Here is a 19,780-nt window from a genome sequence, read left to right on the forward strand (position 1 = left end):
TATTAACCTGTTTATTTATTTTCTTTAAAGCATCCTGTTTGGAAATGACAGGATCCTTAATTTCTCTTTCCGTATTTGCCATTAAATAATCCTCAGCTGCAAAACCAATGATATTTCCGTTGTCTAACGCTACTTTCATTTTAATGCTATCTGGATATATTTTCACTCCATCTATTTCTGTCACAAAATTAAATACCCCAATATTCTCATACTGCATGCTTTCAAATAGTGCTAAATTTTTAAAGTTATGTTCCTTTAAAAACTTTACAGCCTGATTATTTGCTTCATTAAGACTTATTTTATCTTTTTTTACTTCTCTAGAAACGATTGACCAAATCGGATATCCACCCTTTTTCGTAATATCCATACTAGCTTCTATGTCTGAATCTTTTTCTTTTAACGTAACACTGTAAAAGCCATAATTTGACCCTTCTCCATTTTCTGTGACTTTTACATCTACAGGATTTTTAAATTCAGCAAATTCTTTTGCAATTTTTTGCGCCTCTTTTTCGGTAATCGTCTTGCCTTTTAAATGTTTGAAATTTTCATCTTTCTTTTCCATATTTACACTCGTAACACCGAAGCTTGTTTCCTGATAACCTTCAACTTTATCTTCCACCGTTTTTAAACCATCAATAATCGTATTGTCTAATTGCTTATCTGTGGCCAATGCCATTTCAACATCCATCCAGCGAAGGTTATTTTCAAGAACTAAATGCTGAACATTACGTAATTCATCTTGGATATCTGCGGCTTCTTCATACAATTTTTTCAGCGTCTTATATTCATCGTCCGATAATGGTTCAGTATTCAAATCTCTTACTGCAGTACGATAACTAAAATCGCCAATATTCGCTAGAAACTCTTCTGTTTTATTAAAAGGAAGTAAGGTTAATGGCAGCTGCCCTACATCTGAATGTGCTTCAGATGTAATCCGCCATACTTCCGCCAATGCAGGTGAAAGAGATTCTTGCGAATTCATTGCTAAAGTTGTACCGATTTGATCATGAAGTAAGTCTACTTGATACGTTAAATCATGGAAAGCTCTTTGATAGTTATTCTCTGCATTCAATAATACTGCATTTTTCTCCTTGTGCTCCTGATAGCCCCAATAGGCTACCCCTGCAATTCCAAGTGTTAAAACTCCTATAATAATTCCTCTTAACATTTCATCTCACCCCACTATTTACAGAATATATGCTTACCTATTTGTTTAATTTGTGGTCGACCCCAAATCCATGCACTAGTTGCAGTATCTGGATTAAAGTAATACAAGGCATTTCCTGTAGGATCCCATCCATTTATAGCATCTAACACTGCTTCTTTCGCTTTTTCATTTGGAGTAAGCCAAATTTGTCCATCTGCAACTGCTGTAAAAGCACGTGGTTCGAAAATTACCCCAGAAACTGTATTTGGGAATGTAGCACTATTAACCCTGTTTAAAATAACTGCTGCAACAGCCACCTGTCCTACGTACGGCTCACCTCTCGATTCTCCGTATACAGCATTAGCCATTAATTGAATATCATTTTGCGAGAATCCATTTGGAACATTTGCTGCAGTTGGTTCTTTCCCTGTTGTATTTTCACCGCCATTACTATTGGCAGTATTTTGTGGCGCGGGAGTGTTGTTGTTACCTGCAGTGGATCCTGTGCCACCACTACTTGTTCCAGTGCCATTCTGGTTTTCAGCAGTATTATTTTTGGGGGCTGCCGTGCCACCATTACTTGCTTTCTTTTTTGTTCCATTTTGAGTCTTCGTATTTTTCGCCGTATTATTGCTTGGTTTTTTCGCATTGTTACTGCTTGGCTTTTTGGCTGTTTTATTGCTTGGCTTTTTGGCTTGTTTTTGTGTTGCACTTTTATTAGCAGAAGGAGTCTTTTGTTTCTCTAAATCAACTCCTCCATAATGGGAAAACTTTTTCCCACGATTTATTTGTTCTTTGACAAACTGTTCATTATATTTTGTTGCACGAGCTAGTTTATCCTTCGTCTTCGTGCCAGCTAAACCATCTATTGGCAATCCAAATTCATATTGAAAATTTCTTAATGCCCAATATGTTTGCCAACCAAAAACACCGTCAATCTTTCCATTATAATATCCTACATATTGCAGTCTAGACTGTAATTCAATAACATCATCTCCTACTGCCCCATGTTGAATAACTTGTTCGGAAAAAGCATGCACTTTTTGTTCATGAAAAGGGAATGCTAGTAGTTCAAACATAACAAAAAAGATGATCGATATTTTTGTGAGTAAAAACTTTTTATTCATGCTTATTACCCCCATAACTAAATACTATTAACATTAACTGTATTTTTTGTAGCATTTGGTTTTTTATACAAAAAAAAAGCAGAGTGATATTTTCACTCTACTTTCATAAATTTGGAATTGCCACTTATCCCTACTACAATGGGAGTTAAAAAACCTTCCTTCATCCTGTGGTAAATATTCCCTAAATGCTCTTTATATTTAAATTCCCGTCATTTTTTGTATGGACTCATTACTAAGCTCTCTAGCACTCTTTACTTTTCTAAGCCCTAACCACCATAAATACAACATAAATGGAGTTATAAAAATCAGCCAGTTTTTCTCCAAAGAAATAATATAATCATACACAGCGTGAAGGAGGAAAGGAACGAGCAAGGAAAATACGAGCCATTTTCCCCGAGGTACAATAAATTTGCCCTTTCCAAAATAATAACCCATAATAACTCCAAATAGTGCATGACTCGAAACTGGAAGCAACGCTCTACCAATAGCGTATTCCAGTCCGTTTGCAACTAAATAAAGGATATTTTCCATGGTAGCAAACCCTAATGAAACGGCAACTCCATACACTATTCCGTCATAAGGTTCATCAAAATCAGCGTGCTTTACTGCTGTATAAAAGAGAATAAACCATTTAAAAAATTCTTCTATTAAGCTGGTAGTAAATAGTGCGCTCCAGATACCTTCTGGAATGACATTCTCGGTTTGTAAAACATATTGAATAAACATGATCGGAAAAACAAGAAGCGCCCCTGTTATAAAAGACCGCAAAACAAGCGATATTGGTTCTGAATCATATTGATCCTTTAAATAGAAATAACTTAGTAATGCTAAACCAGGCGCTATTCCGGCTGAAAAAATCGCCAACATTTCATTTCCCCTTTTCCCCTGATAAAGAGTGTTCGGACTTATCTATTTTTTTCTAAGATAGCCTTTGCTATTTGGGCACCGTGAAATCTGCCATTTTCAATGAAGATTTCATTCGCATCGTTCCCAGCTGCAATAACCCCAGCAATAAATATTCCCTTCACATTTGTTTCCATTGTTTCAGGGGCAAATACAGGTCTCCCTGTTTCTTTTTCAATGCCGACTCCCATTTTTTTTAAGAAGTCATGATCAGGATGATATCCCGTCATCGCAAACACAAAATCATTTTCTATTTCATGAAGTTCGTCATTTACTTTATATAGAAGCGTAGTTTCTTTAATTTCCACTACATTTGCTTGAAATTCCATTTTAATAATTCCATTGCGAACTAACGATTCGAATTCAGGTAAAATCCAAGGCTTAATGCTTGAAGAATATTCGCTTCCTCTGTACAAAACCGTTACTCTTGCGCCAGCTTTCACTAGTTCTATTGCAGCATCAACACTAGAATTTTTCCCACCTATTACTGTTACATCATGATTGAAATATGGGTGCGCCTCTTTAAAATAATGCATCACCTTTTCCAAATCTTCTCCTGGAACATTCATATAGTTAGGATGGTCATAATATCCAGTAGCCACTACAATATAAGGAGCAATATATTCTCCCTTTTTCGTTTTTACAATAAATTCTTGTCCTTCTGTTTTTTGAACATCTAGCACTTCTTCGTATGCGTTAATTCGAAGTTCTTTTCTTTTTACTACTTCTCGATAGTAAACTAACGCCTGATTGCGATTAGGCTTATATTGTTCTGTTAAAAAAGCTACTTCGCCAATCTCGAGCTTTTCACTTGTACTGAAAAATGTCTGATGAGTAGGATAACCATGGATTGCGTTTACCACATTCCCTTTTTCGATAATTAGTGGGTTTATATTTATTTCCTTTAAAGCGATCCCAGCTGCTAGACCACAAGGACCAGCGCCAATGATAATTGCTTCTTCTCTTTTCAACAACGTTCACTCCTAACATTTTACAAAAAGGGTTAGTCTCTCCTTAAAAGTCCTTATTTCTATTTATCAAAACTTGATAATAAAGAATGAATCTCTAATTATAATAGAAAGTTTCCCCTAAATAAGTCCAAAATAAAAAATCTCCTACCTATAAGGATAGGAGATTTTTGTAAATTCATCAATAGATTTGGTGAAATTTATATCCAACCACGGAATCTAGAAGCTTCCGCCATTTTTCTAACGCCCACCATATATGCTGCCAATCTCATGTCAACACGACGAACTTGGGCAGTATCATAAATATTTTTAAATGATTTACTCATCACTTTTTCTAATCTTTCTTCCACTTCTTCTTCTGTCCAGTAGTAGCCTTGATTATTTTGAACCCATTCAAAATAAGATACAGTAACACCACCTGCTGAAGCTAATACATCAGGAACTAATAAAATTCCTCTTTCTGTTAAAATACGTGTTGCTTCTAACGTGGTTGGTCCGTTCGCTGCTTCCACCACAATACTTGCTTTTATATTATGTGCATTTTGTTCTGTTATTTGGTTTTCAATCGCAGCTGGGACTAAAATATCACAATCTAATTCTAACAATTCTTTATTAGAAATTGTATTGTTAAATAAGTTTGTAACAGTACCAAAACTATCTCTTCTATCTAATAAATAGTCAATATCTAATCCTTCTGGGTCATGCAATGCTCCATATGCATCAGAAATACCAATTACCTTCGCACCAGCGTCATGCATAAATTTAGCCAAAAAGCTACCTGCATTTCCAAAACCTTGTACAACAACTCGAGCTCCTTCAATGGAGATGCCCCTTCTATTTGCTGCTTCACGAATACAAATAGTTACACCTTTAGCAGTAGCTGTTTCTCTTCCTTGTGAACCGCCTAAAACAAGGGGTTTACCTGTAATAAAGCCAGGGGAATTAAATTCATCAATGCGACTATACTCGTCCATCATCCATGCCATAATCTGTGAATTAGTAAAAACATCTGGAGCAGGAATATCTTTCGTCGGTCCTACAATTTGACTAATCGCACGTACATACCCCCGGCTTAATCTTTCTAGTTCTCTAAAGGACATATCACGAGGATCACAGACAATTCCACCTTTCCCCCCGCCATATGGAAGGTCAACAATTCCACATTTTAAACTCATCCAGATAGAGAGTGCTTTCACTTCTGTTTCGGTAACATTCGGATGAAAACGAATACCACCCTTAGTGGGTCCAACGGCATCATTATGCTGAGCACGGTAGCCTGTGAAGATTTTTACAGTTCCATCATCCATTCTCACAGGAATTTTAACTGTCATCATTCGAATCGGCTCTTTTAATAATTCATAAACTTCATCTGAATACCCAAGTTTGTTTAAAGCTTTATGAATTACTGTTTGTGTTGATTTCAAAACATCATGTTGCTCTTCTACATGATTCTTCTCATTTGATTTTTTGGCTACCATTAATAAATCCTCCTAAAAAACTACTAGTTTAGAAACCATAGTTCTTCTTTATAAGAATAATTATTTAGCTTCTTTAATAGAATGGAAAACATTATTGTTGTTACCATTTCGAGTTTACTTATTAAAAGCATCGTGTACTCTTTTACCTGCAAGATGCAAGCAAGTTTTATTGATACAATCATCATAACAAAACTTATTCAAGCTAAACCAGTTGCTTTTACATCCGCTTCCTGATTTGCTTCATTTTTAGAATTATTCTCAATCCATATAAATTCATTTTTTACTGTGTTTAACTGTTTTTTATTCATCATCGTACTAACAGTATATTCAATGTAACGATTCTTTGTCCTACCTCACCCTCATTTAATTATCATTAATTAATTTTTTATAAACATATTTACACGATTAAATTACTTGAGGCCAAACAAAAAATATAAATGGTTGGGAATGATATCCCCATTTCATTTTAACACTTTCAACAGGTTTTACCAATCATCAACTTGTAAATTTTTATGTAGAAAATTCCCCATAATTATACAAAAAGATAGACGATTCCAAATGCCGCTGAAGTAAACATATCTCAAGCACTTTTGAATAACTTCAGTAAGTGGAATCATCTATCTAGTTTATGAAAATTAAAAATAATGCACTAATGTCTCAATTGCATTCTCTTTCTTTATCGTATTTCCATATTCTTCAATAATGTATATACTCTTTAAACTTGCTTCCCCAAACTCACTTAGAATAGCAATGATTTGTTCTTCCTTGTATGAAGAAATATCGACAAAACACAAAAAATACATTTCATTTAAATGATATAAAGAGCCACCTTGAAAATTGCTTTGCATTAATTGCTTCGCTGCATCAATAACATCCTCTATATCCGAAAATTCATATAATATATCCACCGTTTCTTCTACCGTTACTTGCATCTCTAAAAAACCTTCTGATAGTATTTCTTCTGCCTCGAGTTCATTTTCACTTATCGTTAAGATCATTACCATGCCTTGTGCCTTCATTGAAAATATTTCAACTGCTACCGATCCATGTATCTCCATATCAAATAAATCATTGGCTTCTTCAAGCATTTCATGAAAAAAATACTGCCACTTTATCGAGTCTTTCCATATGTCTTCCTTTGTCAATCCACGTTCATACAGATCATCGGTGGTCAAATGGATTTTGATTCTATTGCTATTTAATCTCTCCAAACGCATGACTACGCCTCCTGCTCCTTGAAAAAACTCTTACTGCAGTTTATGAAAAAAAGGAGTAATCGGTGAGTAATATTAAAAAAGTAGTTTAAGTTACCAAATTAAAAAAGCCAACTATTCATATAAAGAACAGTTAGCTTTTTGAAGCCACAAAAAAATTTAAATTTCTTTCTTATTTTGCTTGTGTTGAATTTTTATTATATGTGTCTCTGGTCTTGCTCCTAATCTTAACGGAATAGTTGTCGTGCCATAACCATTACTAACAAATACTGTCGTATTTCCAATTACCTTTGTCCCTCCTAATTCATATGGGCCAAAGCCAAATATCCGAATTTGACCACCATGAGTGTGCCCGCTTAATACTAGGGAAATTTGGTTATCGTTTTCCAGTTTTTCCATTATTTTTGGATTATGACTAACTAATATTTTAAAATTATGATCTTCAACATTCTCTAAGGCAATTTCTAGATTATCATACTCTAATGAATAATCTTCAATTCCAATTAAAGACCAACTCTCTCCATTTGCTGATTTAAAAGATACTGCTTTATTCTCTAACAAAACAATTTCCTCTTCTTTCAATAAAGCCTCTAATACATCACGATTAATTTCATAATCATTATTACCCCAAACAAAATAAACAGGTCCAATCCGTTTTAATTTGCGGAGATTTTCCCGGGTTTTCTCTAATTTCACACCCTTTTCTAGAAGGTCTCCCCCTATTATCACCATCTCTGCTACATCAATTGCCTCCTTAATAATGGAATCATCAATTGTTCTTCGATGGATATCCGATATAAAGAAAAACGTCATTTCACGAAACGAAGAAGGAAAATTTGGAAAATAAAATATCTCATATTTCACATGATTTTCATTCGCAATATTTTTCATATGAATAATGAATGCAATGCTAAACAAAACAAGTAAGCTAAAACCTGCCCATAAAAACACCATATAATCCTCCCCAACTTTCCTCTTTATGTAAGGTCATTCTTATATTTTAATACACATTCTGCTTATATTACCAATTTAAGAAAAGTATTCTATCGCTACTTTCCAATTTAATTGGATTTAAACAGTTAATATTTCAATAATCTCTTCACAGTTAAACAATTATTTTCTGATAAAAATAGTAAAAGAATAAGGGTTCTGCTTTAAAAGCAAGCATGCAAATAAATTTCTAGACATAAGATGTAAAGTATACCATTAAAAAGGAGGGAAATTGTATATGCCTTCATTCTATAAAGAATATCACCCTTATATTAGTCCGTTTGATCCTTGTCCGCCGATAAAAACAAAAGTGTATTCAACGCCGCCTAATTTATATTTAGGTTTTCAACCACCTCACCTTCCCCAATTCAGTCCAGCGGAAGCCTTAAAAGCAGGGACCTTATGGAAAACCTTTTACGACCCTTACTACAGTCCATATGAAAAAAAAAGTTAAGGGAGTGAAAAACAATGAAACAACTTCCACCAGAATACTATCAATTATTAGAACAGCTCCAAGCAGTTGACTTTGTCCTAGTAGAACTCACCTTATATTTAGACACCCATCATTATGATCAAGATGCGATTAATCAATTTAATCATTATGTAAAAGAAAGAGAAAAATTCAAAAAATTATTTGAAAGCAAATATGGACCTTTATTGCAATATGGAAATAGCCCGTCTGGTTCCCCTTGGGATTGGGATTCTGCCCCTTGGCCTTGGCAAGTATAAAAGCAATTCTATAATCTAATTTTGCGATAAAGGAGAATGGAAGCTTATGTGGTTATATGAAAAAAAATTACAATATCCAGTTAAAGTGAGTACCTGCAATCCAATGCTTGCAAAATTTCTAATTGAACAATATGGTGGTGCAGATGGAGAACTTGCAGCTGCTTTAAGATACTTAAATCAACGGTATTCCATACCTGATCGTGTTATTGGATTATTAACAGACATAGGTACAGAAGAATTTGCTCATTTGGAAATGATTGCTACAATGATATATAAATTAACTAAAGATGCCACACCAGATCAACTAAAAGCAGCCGGTCTTGGTGATCACTATGTCAATCATGATCATGCTTTATTTTACCATGATGCTGCAGGTAATCCTTGGACAGCAACATATATACAGGCAAAAGGAGACCCGATTGCTGATCTATATGAGGATATTGCTGCAGAGGAAAAGGCTAGAGCAACGTACCAATGGATCATCAACATGAGTGATGACCCAGATTTAAATGATAGCCTCCGTTTTCTTAGAGAACGAGAGATCGTCCACTCCCAACGGTTTAGAGAAGCAGTCGAAATTATCAAAGAGGATCGTCAACAGCGAAAGATTTTTTAAGACCAACTTTTCGTTTATAAACAAAAAGATACCTTCTATTAGGGTATCTTTTTTGTTTTGATAAGAGATTTACAATAAAAATTTCCTTTAAGCATTCTTACATCTAATAATCCCTCACTTAGCTTGATGGAATAGATTAATATCATAGGAATCCTTAATTTTATTATATAATTCATGTCGGCTATTCCATGTCTCGCTATTTCCAAACAAATCTTTGCTTTTATCGATGAATTCACAACGTAAATCATGGAACTCTTTTTCCGCTTTATCCCTTTTTTGCCTCATTACATTCATATACCCGAACGCTCCGATTATAAATAGGAGAATATATAGATTCAAACTTTCTTCCACAAAAACCGAAAACATCACTGCAAACGAATGGGAATAAGGAATAGCAATATGCTTATACAGCCAAAGAAAATAACAAAAGGATGAAAAAATAGTAAACCACATAAAAAGTAAGTGACGGTTTTTTAACTTATCAAATTTTTTCTTTTTCTCAATAATTTTCAGCAAAACTTTTTTAGTCGTTCCATCTAACATATAGTTTTCAGGGAAGATTGAGCGTTCCATTAGTCACTCCCTCCTTTAAATAGCACCTTTAATCACAGCATAGACAATATAGCGAGTATATTGCTCTAATAAACTATATGATGTTAAAGGACAAGTTAGAATAAAGTAATTATGGTTCTAATACAATTTTCAAGGTTTGGCCTAATTGAACTTGCTCTGTAGTCATATTATTGGCAGCTTTAATTTTTTCAACTCCGTCTCCATTAGGATAATATTTTAAAGCAATACGATATAAATTTTCTCCTTTTGCGACAGTGTGGTAGACTATCTTTTCATCAGGGCTAGTTTGCTGTTCAGCTTCGACCTTTTCCTTGTCTTCTTCAGGCTCTTCTTTTTTTGGTGCATTTTTTATTGTTTGCTCCGATTCAGACTTTTCCTCTTTAGCATTTTCCTCAGATTCTTCTGTAGCTTTTTCTTGTGGATTTTCTCCTTCTACATCTTCTTCTGCTTTTGAATTACTCTCTATTACTATTTCTTCTTGTTCTTGATTAACACGATTTGTTTGATTGTTGTCTGTTGGCTTTTCTTTTTGAATATTTACATTTTCAAATAATCCAGAAGTATTTTCTGTAGTTAAAAGGTTGGAAAAATTTTTTCCATTTAATAAACTATTTATTAATAATAAGACGACTGGTAAGAGCACAAATAAAAAAGCTAACAGACTAATAATCGGTATCTTCAATTTTTTCTTTTTATTTTTATGAACAATACTTCTTGAAGGTAGCGACGACTCAACTCGGTCCTCTGCTTGTTCCTCTTCATTTGTCACTTTCTTTAATCGCTGTTTCTGTATTTCTGCTTGAACTCTATATGGATCCTCTTTTTTCATTAACATCCCATCCTTACAATTCCCCATAAAATTTCCCAACTAAAGAGAGCATTCTCCCCACTAAACGTTCACTTGGATGCGCTAATTTTCTTCTGAAATATTTTGAACCGAATAATACAGCCGAGCAGGAAATCAATAAGAAAATGCATGATCACTGTAACCCAGAGATTTTCCGTTACCTCAAATAATAATCCTATAACAATACTTACGAACACAACATTCACAAATAATAAAGGGTTAAATAAATAGCGATAATGTAAAATGGCAAAAAGAAGACAGCTTAAAAACAACCCAATATTTGTTTGAATAACTCCTCTAAAAAGCACTTCTTCGCTAAATGCTACTATTAATGCTATGAATGCAATATGAAAAGGATGTCTATTTTGAAATATCCGCTTATTCACACCACCATCATCATGGTAATGACCAGAAAATCGAATCATTAACCAAATATCCATTACTACTATAGCTACCCCCGCTACAATTCCAATTATAAAATCGGTCAGCTCATACTCAAATATATTACTAATGGGAGGATTCGATCGAAAAACGATTATATGTAGACCGAATGCAACCATAAGTAATATAAATTGCGTTATATATACATTTTTTAATAGCTCTCGATCTGTTAATTGGTTGATCAACTCCGTATATTTTGCTTTATTCATCTACATAGCCTACTTTTTTATATTTAAAATAACAGCTAACTGTTCTTTCCAATCAACTGGTTCTTTATCATGTCTCGCGAATCTATTTTGAAAGAAAACAGATAAGTCTAATCCACATCTGTCACAGCAAGCTTCTCTTCTTTTGCTTTCGTACTTTTCTCCGAAATATTCCAAAATATACTTTCTTCGACAAGTTTCGGAATGTAACCAAGAAATAAGCTCTTGTACTTTTTGTTTTTTTATAGTCACTCTCTCTTGCCGGAATTTACTATACAATTCAAGAGAGTCCATTAGCTCTACTATTGATTTATTTTGCGGCTCAATATATGACTCTAAGACTCTCCATTGTGTTTCTGTAAAAAGCAGCTCTAACTGGTAACTTTCGTTTTTCAACCAATCATCAAATGTCGGGTATTTTCTTAAAAGTCCTTTCCATTTATTAATCTGTAATTCGTCTGGTAACTCCGTTTCGATTAATTGATATGCAATCCACTCATCCCCAGGTGTATAAAGAACAATTGAAACACTCTGCTGCCCATCTCTTCCCGCTCTTCCGATTTCCTGTAGATAAGATTCTAATTGTGTTGGCATATGAAAATGAATAATAAAGCGGATATCTTCTTTATTGATTCCCATCCCAAATGCACTTGTAGCACAGATAACGTCTAGCTGTCCTGCTTGAAATTGTTGTTGCACAAGGATTCGGTCTTCTTGGGACATCCCTCCGTGGTATGCCATTATTCGTTTTGAAGCTCTCTCTTTTAAGAAAGCAGCAGTCTGCTCAGCCAACTTTTTACTAGAGAAATACACAATCCCCTGCCCATCTAATGCTTGAATATAGGTAAGAAGTTTCTCCATTTTTTCTTGAGTGTAGGCTAATTCTTCAATTTTTATGGCAATATTAGGTCGATCAACGGAATAAATGATTTCCTCTACTTCTTTTAAATTTAGCGACCTAATTATATCCTTTCGAATTTCTTCTGTGGCAGTTGCTGTTAAAGCTAAAGTCAAAGGGTTATTCAATTTTTGTCGAACCATACCTAAATTTTGGTAATCCGGCCGAAAATCATATCCCCATTGCGATATACAATGTGCTTCATCGATAACAAATAAGCAAATCTTCATTTTTTGAAAAAACGCAAGCACATGAGGTAACGAAATCATTTCTGGAGATATAAAAATATACTTATAATGCTTTATTTGCTTAAGTACCCGGTTCTTTTCTGCTGGTGTAAGAAAGGAGTTTAAAGCAACCACCCTCTTTTCACCTTTCATCTTCATTTGTTCAACTTGATCCTGCATTAAAGATAAAAGCGGAGAAACAATGATTACTGCTCCTTCTAAGAGCCTTCCAGCAAACTGATAACATAGTGACTTTCCAGTTCCAGTTGGTAGCATCGCAAGCGTGTGCTTATGATTCAGAATCGAAACAATCGTTTCTTTCTGTCCTCCACGAAACTGCGTTAATTGAAAGTCTTTTTTTAGCTTTTCTTCTAATCTCATGATAAATCACCAAACCTTGCCATTACCACCCGTATCTCAAAATAAGAAACATCCACTAATTGTTGCTTTATTACTTTTAACGATTTAGAAGATGATTGCTCCATACTATTTTTAATTCTTATTATCTTTTCCTTACCCACTAAATGATGAACTGGAAACTCTGGAACATTTAATAAAATTTCAATAATATGGTCTTCTATTGTACTTTGTTTTAAATTTCTTAAATGAACAATTTCCTCGATGCTAAATCCTTTCTGTATAAAACCAAATGTTTTTGTTGTTGATTCTGTAAGTGTATATGATTTTTTTCTATCCTTTATCATTTGACCTAACAGTGGATATTCCCCCTTATTAGATAAGATTCTTTCCATCATAAAATGAAGAATAGCAAGGAAAGATAGCTGAAAAAAGGATGGATCCATTTTTAATTCTGAAGCAGCTTGGTCTGCCGTTAGACCTATCTGTTGAAGGCCAGTTAATCTGTTAATCAATATTGCTGGATTTATTTCTATCTCTTCAAGACATTTCACAATCTCTTGATAAAGCTGATTATTAATTTCGCTTCTTTCAAAAGTTATTGTTTGCAGTGTCTCTTTCAGCCATAATTGCGTTACAGGATTTCTTTGAACTGGTATATAGCGAATACTATTTTCCGACAAATGGGAAGCAACTTGTATAAACAAAGACAATCTTTTCCAAAAAGGTCCAGTTAACGCATGGAACCTCCAACCATTCAAATAATTTGGAAAAGGATTCTTCTTTAGCAAGTTCTCCAACTCTACCTTTCTAGCATCATTAATATAATAGTGATTATCTCCCGCCTTCTCAAGCCACCCTTCCTTATATAACCCATAAATAATTTCATCTAACTGCTCTCTTGTGAACGTAGGAAAGGATTGAAAGAAGGAGGTTAACTGAAAGATATGAATATCTTGGATTGTTTGTGATGATTTTTTGCCATTCAATATATGAAGAATAGAGTAGATGGTCCTTTCTCCATTCATTTTATATAAAAAGTTTAGAATAATTATTTTCATAAAGGACATAAGTTCATCTTCCTCTTACGTTTGACAAATTTTGTTGAAATTTGTTTGTAATATTTATTTTATTTTACCATGAAATTAATTATTTGGTGAACTTTGATAGCACAACAAAAACAGATTTTCAATAAAGTAGACTTAATCTCAAGAAGAAAAAGTTTAAGTTTTTGACTATTTTAAGAAAGGAAATTCTTACTTTCTACTTTTTATCTGTCTTTTTTATTGAAAAGTTAAAGATTCAGTCTTACAATAAGATAATAGTAAGGAGTATGCTAGTCATGTATATACTCCGTATGAATAACAATGGAGGTTTTTTTACTCATGGCAAAATATACAATTGTTGATAAAGACACATGTATTGCATGTGGAGCTTGCGGAGCAGCGGCACCTGATATTTATGATTACGATGACGAAGGTATTGCTTTCGTTATGTTAGATGATAATGAAGGAACAGTTGAAGTACCTGAAGTTTTACTAGATGATATGTTAGATGCTTTTGAAGGTTGTCCAACTGATTCAATCAAGGTTGCTGACGAATCGTTTGAAGGGGATCCTCTAAAATTCGAATAGTTTTCTTTATCATACACAGAGCAGCAAGGAATTTAAATTTCCTTGCTGCTTTTTTAGATCCCATAAACGCGGAATAGAGTGATATCCCTTCTAATGGAAATTTCTATTGTAACGAATGCTGTTTTTACAAGCATACTTAACTACATTCCTCTTTTTATCTATTTCCCACATTTGATAATAACATTAAAAAGCAGTTCAGTATTTTCCACTGAACTGCTTTTCTATTAAACGTTTCTAGATGGGATTTGTTTATTAATCCAGACACCCATTTTCGAAAATACTAACGCAAAAATTATCGAGATGATTATTCCTTTTAATAAATTGAACGGAATAATTGCTGAAATAATTGTTTGTTTTAATATGGTAGTATCATTAGGTATTTTCATTAATGCATTATAGAAAGGTAACATGATAAAGTAATTAAACAGACTTAACAAAGCAGTCATGATTAGAATACTTAACGTTAAACCAATAGCCATACCTTTTTTTGATTTAATTTTATTGTATATAAAGTAAGTTGGTAAGATGAATGATATTCCAGCGATAAAGTTTGCGAAATGTCCAACAGGAATTCCTGTTTCACTTCCTGTTATTAAATAATCCAATATATTTTTTATCAGTTCAACTAATATTCCTGCTGCCGGTCCTAAAATAAGTGCTGCAACTAATGCAGGAATATCACTAAAATCAACTTTTAAGTAGCTTGGAAAGGGTGGAATTGGAAATTTTAGCATCATCAGCACATAAGCTAAGCTACTCATCATTCCAATTAAAACATACTTTCTTACATTCATTTTTTTCTTCATTTTTTTCTCTCCTTCTTTTTAGGATCCATCTACCTAAGAAGAAAGATTCAGCAATTTATTAAGAATGCGGCAAATAAAAACCCTCAAGCTTAGAGACTTGAGGGAGTAGTTCAAAGGTTGCATACTTAATAAACGTTCTAAAATGATATTTTGAACGATTGCAGAACCTCCATCTTCTCCCATCCAGACTTTACTGTCGGTTTTGGAATTTCACCAAATCAACCTACCGTAGTAGGGTCACGGACTTTGAGTACAAGACTCATCACCGTCGGTCGGGAATTTCACCCTGCCCCGAAGATAGACCAATATTAATTTGTTGTTTTACAATTGTTATTATACATTAAACAATAAAGATTTGTGAAGAAGTTTGCTTACAATTCAAATATTGTTCACATATTCACATATATATTAAATTTGCATTCAAAAAGAGTTCACAAAATACTATTACCTCCATCAGCTACCGAATAGTATCTTGTGAACTCTTTTCGCGGTATACCTTTATTTTATTAAGATAAAGATACTAGTTTATCCTTTCCGCTACGTACACTATATAATCTATTTCGCTTTTATGTATACTCTTCATTTTTATCTTCGATAAGATACTTACTACTTTTTAGATATATACTCGCTTTCTTATATGGAATTGTCGTATATTCGGAATCAGTTTCCTCCAAATTAAGCTCTATTTTCTTCATGTTTTTCCTTATGTACTCTTGTTCTAACTTTTTTTCTTCCTCTTTTAATAAGTCTAATTTAGGAGAGTGGATAGATTCTGCTGATGGTTCCGTTACAACTTCCTCTACATCTTCTTGCTCAGCTATTTTCACAGTCTGTCCTACCTGAACATTTCCTAACACCAAAATTGGATTTATTGCATTTACTTTTGTAACCGTCCACTCTTTATTATGTATTTCAAAATGCAAATGGACACCCGATGAATGTCCTGTATTACCCATTTCGCCTATTAATTCACCCTTTTTCACGAGTTGATCTTCTTTTACAAGCCGTTTATTTAAATGGGCATAGACCGTTTCTAGGTCATTCTCATGCTTGACAAAAATTACATTTCCATAAGATTGAGAATAATAGGACTTTGTTACAACCCCTTCATCAACAGCATACACATGGTCGCCTAAATCTCCTGCAATATCTATCCCTTTATGTGTACCATTTCTCGTGTTAAAGGTATCTGTTATTATCCCTTCACTAGGCCAAGTCCACGCTTTTGTTCGCTCAGACAGGGAGAGTGATTCTGCTTGTGAATGTTTGCCCCCTAAGAACAACAAGCTTATAAATAATAGCATAATAGCGGCTATAAGTATTCTCCTAATATAGTCTCCCATTTAGTATCCTCCTAATCCATTGGTATCAAAGACCGTTTCTTATTTTAGCAATAATTTTAAAGGTCGAGGTAAAACTTCACTTTGGCATTCACTTTCCCATTTATATGAGCATTTGGTCATTTAAATTAACTGTCCCTTCTTCCAGCTTCTCTTTCAACTTATGAGTACATGTTAATTGTTAGAACTATAGAATATTAAGGAAAAAAATGTAATTTAATTCCCCTATACATAGCTGATCAGATGATTTTTTCCAAAAGAAACAAAAATATTTTATACAATTATGCTCTTTTTATCCATTTTTGTTTTTTTCTTAAAAAAAATGAGTATTGAAATATGCTTTCTGCTTTAGTTTCTATTAGAATAATCCCCAAACGAATTCAATAATCTATATGACACCGTAAAAAAGGAAGCATCTATTATTATTAGACACTCCCTTTTTTATTATTCCTCTATATATGCTCTATTGGCAGCCACTGGTACAGCCACTTCTTTAGTTAGTAGAAATCGCCCTACTTCCTTAACCTTCGTATTCTCAAACTTTACTGTAGAATATTTGAACTCCTTCGCTGTTAGAAGAATAGCTTCGATAGCATATAATGTCTTTTGATCCTCTTCCATCTTACTTTCATTTGAGAGATGGACAATCAATTGTCTTTTCTTCTCATCCTTTGAAACCTTGTCGATATCTATACTATCCGGAATTGACGCCGTTAATCCATGGGTTTCCATATCGTCTTCCATTGCATCAAAAGCAATTTCAATAGAATCATAAGGTTTTTCCCAAGGTACATATAACGGTTGTTCCTCCGATTCACTATCTTGTAAAAGGAAGTAAGCTCTATTTTCTAGCGGTCTATATTCAATGATTGTTTCTTTTCTATTCCCTAGTTCTGCTCCTAGCTTCCCGTCTGTATAAAATTCCATTTTCTTTGCACCAATCGTTTGCAATTGTTGCTGAATCAGTGTATTAAAAAAGGCTTCAGAATATGAACCAAAATTCATAAATTCCTGTTTAACTTCCACTTGAATGTTATTATCTGTTAAATGATAAGAAAACAATTCAGGACTAATCGGGAAATACTCACTTAACCGTTTATTGACTCCCATTAATTTTTTTACATTTTGCACATATAAATCAAATCTAGTCAAATGATTCGGATTTTCAACCAGAATGCTAACCGGAACAATTACTTGGACATTTTCATCAGGAATTGGATATGTTAACACCTCACGATCCCCTACATCTTCTTGATATATAGCCGCTGGCGTAAGTGATGATGTTAGCATTTCTGCTTGCTGGTCTGCTAAATCAAAATTTTCCATTTTACTCTGTTCTGCTTCATCCGATATTTCGGCTTTCATTATGGAAGAATTTTCAGCAACTTTCCTTTCACTTTTAAGTGATTCTTTACTGTCAAAAAAACTTTGGCTAATAATAAATAGAATCATAATTGTACATGCTGTAGCGAGTATGGGCATGATTCTTTTCGCTTTACGAACAGTTTTCTCCTCCATTTGAATAGTACGATAGATAATTTCTGGGCTCCGATCATCTTTTATAGATGGCATTTGTTTAAGTATTTGTTTGATTTTTTCCTCATTCCACTTTTGTTTCTGCATATGGGTCCTCCTTTCCCCCGTATTCATCTAAATAAGTACGTAGTGCCTTTAATGCTCGATGCTGAGTTGTCTTTACTTTACTTTCTGTCCATCCTAGTGCTTTCGCTGTTTCTGAAATGGATAGTTCTTGAATATATCGAAATACAATAACCATTCGCTGATCTACTGTACAATATTGTAATGCACTATATACATCTTTCACTTCTTCAGCTTGAAGTGCAATTTCTTCTGGGAGAGATTCCTCTGCTTTTATTTGCTGTTTAGACCAGTCAAACTTATCCATAATGCGCTCTTTCCAATTCTTGTGTTTACGAAAATGGTCTATTGCAACATTTCTAGCAATACTAAATAACCAGGTTTTCTCCGTACTTTTCCCCTCAAATCGATGATAGGACTTAAGAACACGAATATATACTTCCTGCACTAAATCTTCTGCTGTCTCCTTGTGATTAACTATGTAAAATAAAAATTGAAAAACGTCATGATGATACTTTGAATAGATTTCATCAAAAACGGAGTTCATCTTTTCCCCTCCCCCGTTCCATATATTAGTCGTATTTTAACCTATTTAGTTTCATTAATTTGTAATTAAATCTACAACTTTCTTTAACACATTGTTATAAACATAATAAAAGGGAGTCAAGAATAGGCTGACCTCACAAGTTATACCTGCATACAGTAGCTTTACTGCATACTAAATGGAAAAATAGCTTGTAGGGTCAAAATCTATCTATGACACCCCATACGTTCTATTATGTTAAATTGTTTCTCGTGAATCAAGAAGAATCGGCAGTTTCTCTAATTTTCTTCTTTATTTCGAGGTAAAAAGATAAAAAATGTCGTTCCTCGACCATACTTGCTATATACAGAAATATCGCCACCATGGGCATCGATAATATTTTTTACTATAGCTAATCCTAAGCCAGTCCCAGCATTCCCTCTTGTTCTGGCCTTATCAGCTTTATAAAAACGCTCAAAAACATATGGTAAATCTTCCTCAGGAATACCTGAACCAGTATCTTCAACCTCTATATACAGACCGTAATCATCAGATCGACCACGTAAAGAAACATTGCCACCTTTTGGCGTATGGCGCATACTATTATCCATTATATTGGTTAAAACTTGCTCGATACGATCAGGATCTAGCTCATATTCACCAATATCTTCTGAAATAGTGATAGTAAACGTTATTTCTTTCTCTTTTGCGATTGTCTTAAACTTTCTCGCAACACGGGTTATAAATGTATATAAATCAACTGATTCTTTTCTTAACTCAAGATAGCCTGTTTCCATTCGGGCTAAATCTAAAAATTCATTGACTAAACGACCCATTCTTAATGACTCATCGTAAATTATCCGCGCCATTTCTCGCTTTTCTTCTTCAGATTCAGCCACATTATCTACAATCGCCTCACTATAGCCTTGCAACATACTAATAGGAGTTCTAAGTTCATGAGAAATATTCGCAATAAAATCTATCCGAAGCTTGTCTAATTTTCGTTCCTCTGTCATATCGCGAATAACAACAATGGCTCCTCTAATATCCTTTTTATTATAGAGGGGACTAACAATCATAACCCAGTTTCTTCCCTGTAAAGTGATTTCATCTATCTGTTCATTACCAGTATGAACGGCAAGCTGAAATAATTTCCG

22 protein-coding genes and 1 riboswitch are annotated in these 19,780 nt (G+C 33.9%); of the genes, 4 read left to right on the plus strand and 18 right to left on the minus strand.

Going from position 1 to position 19,780, the window contains the following annotated elements; genetic code table 11:
• The 8 genes from ypeB to RTL21_RS20410 form a co-directional block, all read right to left on the minus strand.
• On the minus strand, nucleotides 1-1,168 hold a 1,168-nt coding region (gene ypeB / locus RTL21_RS20375), incomplete at its 3' end, for a germination protein YpeB (protein ID WP_312098590.1).
• Between the two features lie 14 nt (nucleotides 1,169-1,182).
• Nucleotides 1,183-2,274, minus strand: coding sequence for a spore cortex-lytic enzyme (gene sleB / locus RTL21_RS20380; protein WP_312098592.1), 1,092 nt, complete (start codon nucleotides 2,272-2,274; stop codon nucleotides 1,183-1,185).
• Nucleotides 2,275-2,472: 198 nt separating this feature from the next.
• Nucleotides 2,473-3,141, minus strand: a complete 669-nt coding sequence (prsW, locus tag RTL21_RS20385; RefSeq protein WP_312098594.1) for a glutamic-type intramembrane protease PrsW — start codon at nucleotides 3,139-3,141, stop codon at nucleotides 2,473-2,475.
• A gap of 38 nt (nucleotides 3,142-3,179) precedes the next feature.
• Nucleotides 3,180-4,148 (minus strand): YpdA family putative bacillithiol disulfide reductase, encoded by a 969-nt coding sequence (locus RTL21_RS20390; protein ID WP_312098596.1) that lies wholly within the window; start codon nucleotides 4,146-4,148, stop codon nucleotides 3,180-3,182.
• A 197-nt stretch (nucleotides 4,149-4,345) separates the two neighbouring features.
• A complete protein-coding gene (locus RTL21_RS20395; protein ID WP_312098597.1) occupies nucleotides 4,346-5,623 on the minus strand; it encodes a Glu/Leu/Phe/Val family dehydrogenase in 1,278 nt (425 codons plus the stop codon).
• Nucleotides 5,624-5,646: 23 nt separating this feature from the next.
• Nucleotides 5,647-5,808, minus strand: coding sequence for a hypothetical protein (locus tag RTL21_RS20400; RefSeq protein ID WP_312098599.1), 162 nt, complete (start codon nucleotides 5,806-5,808; stop codon nucleotides 5,647-5,649).
• Nucleotides 5,809-6,258: 450 nt separating this feature from the next.
• Complete coding sequence (locus RTL21_RS20405; RefSeq protein ID WP_312098601.1) at nucleotides 6,259-6,840, minus strand: adaptor protein MecA; 582 nt, start codon at nucleotides 6,838-6,840, stop codon at nucleotides 6,259-6,261.
• Between the two features lie 156 nt (nucleotides 6,841-6,996).
• A complete protein-coding gene (locus RTL21_RS20410) occupies nucleotides 6,997-7,791 on the minus strand; it encodes a metallophosphoesterase (protein ID WP_312098603.1) in 795 nt (264 codons plus the stop codon).
• A 274-nt stretch (nucleotides 7,792-8,065) separates the two neighbouring features.
• On the opposite strand from RTL21_RS20410, the gene RTL21_RS20415 reads away from it, so the two are divergent.
• Genes RTL21_RS20415 through RTL21_RS20425 form a run of 3 tightly spaced genes read left to right on the plus strand, consistent with a single transcriptional unit; the run spans nucleotide 8,066 to nucleotide 9,172 of the window.
• Complete coding sequence (locus RTL21_RS20415; RefSeq protein WP_312098605.1) at nucleotides 8,066-8,281, plus strand: spore coat associated protein CotJA; 216 nt, start codon at nucleotides 8,066-8,068, stop codon at nucleotides 8,279-8,281.
• Between the two features lie 14 nt (nucleotides 8,282-8,295).
• Nucleotides 8,296-8,556, plus strand: coding sequence for a spore coat protein CotJB (locus RTL21_RS20420; protein ID WP_312098607.1), 261 nt, complete (start codon nucleotides 8,296-8,298; stop codon nucleotides 8,554-8,556).
• Between the two features lie 46 nt (nucleotides 8,557-8,602).
• Nucleotides 8,603-9,172, plus strand: coding sequence for a manganese catalase family protein (locus RTL21_RS20425; protein WP_312098608.1), 570 nt, complete (start codon nucleotides 8,603-8,605; stop codon nucleotides 9,170-9,172).
• Between the two features lie 114 nt (nucleotides 9,173-9,286).
• On the opposite strand, the gene RTL21_RS20430 is transcribed toward RTL21_RS20425, so the two are convergent.
• The 5 genes from RTL21_RS20430 to RTL21_RS20450 form a co-directional block, all read right to left on the minus strand.
• A complete protein-coding gene (locus tag RTL21_RS20430) occupies nucleotides 9,287-9,745 on the minus strand; it encodes a DUF2663 family protein (RefSeq protein WP_312098610.1) in 459 nt (152 codons plus the stop codon).
• A gap of 109 nt (nucleotides 9,746-9,854) precedes the next feature.
• Nucleotides 9,855-10,601 (minus strand): LysM peptidoglycan-binding domain-containing protein, encoded by a 747-nt coding sequence (locus RTL21_RS20435; RefSeq protein ID WP_312098612.1) that lies wholly within the window; start codon nucleotides 10,599-10,601, stop codon nucleotides 9,855-9,857.
• A gap of 41 nt (nucleotides 10,602-10,642) precedes the next feature.
• Nucleotides 10,643-11,242, minus strand: coding sequence for a CPBP family intramembrane glutamic endopeptidase (locus RTL21_RS20440; RefSeq protein WP_312098613.1), 600 nt, complete (start codon nucleotides 11,240-11,242; stop codon nucleotides 10,643-10,645).
• A 9-nt stretch (nucleotides 11,243-11,251) separates the two neighbouring features.
• Nucleotides 11,252-12,745, minus strand: coding sequence for a RecQ family ATP-dependent DNA helicase (locus RTL21_RS20445; protein ID WP_312098614.1), 1,494 nt, complete (start codon nucleotides 12,743-12,745; stop codon nucleotides 11,252-11,254).
• The gene (locus RTL21_RS20450; RefSeq protein WP_312098616.1) at nucleotides 12,742-13,782 is read right to left on the minus strand and encodes a YpbB family protein; all 1,041 of its coding nucleotides are present in this window, start codon (nucleotides 13,780-13,782) and stop codon (nucleotides 12,742-12,744) included. Before RTL21_RS20450 ends, RTL21_RS20445 begins: the two co-directional genes overlap by 4 nt.
• A gap of 324 nt (nucleotides 13,783-14,106) precedes the next feature.
• Here RTL21_RS20450 and RTL21_RS20455 point away from each other — a divergent pair, with 324 nt between their 5' ends.
• Nucleotides 14,107-14,355, plus strand: coding sequence for a ferredoxin (locus tag RTL21_RS20455; RefSeq protein ID WP_312098618.1), 249 nt, complete (start codon nucleotides 14,107-14,109; stop codon nucleotides 14,353-14,355).
• A gap of 224 nt (nucleotides 14,356-14,579) precedes the next feature.
• Here RTL21_RS20455 and RTL21_RS20460 read toward each other — a convergent pair whose 3' ends face one another.
• The 5 genes from RTL21_RS20460 to RTL21_RS20480 all read right to left on the minus strand — a co-directional run.
• The gene (locus RTL21_RS20460) at nucleotides 14,580-15,161 is read right to left on the minus strand and encodes an ECF transporter S component (protein ID WP_312098619.1); all 582 of its coding nucleotides are present in this window, start codon (nucleotides 15,159-15,161) and stop codon (nucleotides 14,580-14,582) included.
• 167 nt (nucleotides 15,162-15,328) lie between these two features.
• Nucleotides 15,329-15,464, minus strand: a riboswitch (FMN riboswitch).
• A gap of 263 nt (nucleotides 15,465-15,727) precedes the next feature.
• Nucleotides 15,728-16,504: a M23 family metallopeptidase gene (locus RTL21_RS20465; protein ID WP_312098621.1), complete on the minus strand. Its 777-nt coding sequence runs from the start codon at nucleotides 16,502-16,504 to the stop codon at nucleotides 15,728-15,730.
• A 441-nt stretch (nucleotides 16,505-16,945) separates the two neighbouring features.
• Nucleotides 16,946-18,124, minus strand: a complete 1,179-nt coding sequence (locus RTL21_RS20470; RefSeq protein WP_312098623.1) for a hypothetical protein — start codon at nucleotides 18,122-18,124, stop codon at nucleotides 16,946-16,948.
• A complete protein-coding gene (gene sigX, locus RTL21_RS20475) occupies nucleotides 18,102-18,671 on the minus strand; it encodes an RNA polymerase sigma factor SigX (protein WP_312098629.1) in 570 nt (189 codons plus the stop codon). The genes RTL21_RS20470 and sigX overlap by 23 nt, the downstream gene beginning before the upstream one ends.
• Nucleotides 18,672-18,922: 251 nt before the next feature.
• A partial coding sequence (locus RTL21_RS20480) for a sensor histidine kinase (RefSeq protein WP_312098625.1) occupies nucleotides 18,923-19,780 on the minus strand: 858 nt, incomplete at its 5' end.

It is taken from the genome of Niallia sp. (genome assembly GCF_031978665.1).
Lineage (GTDB): Bacteria > Bacillota > Bacilli > Bacillales > Cytobacillaceae > Niallia.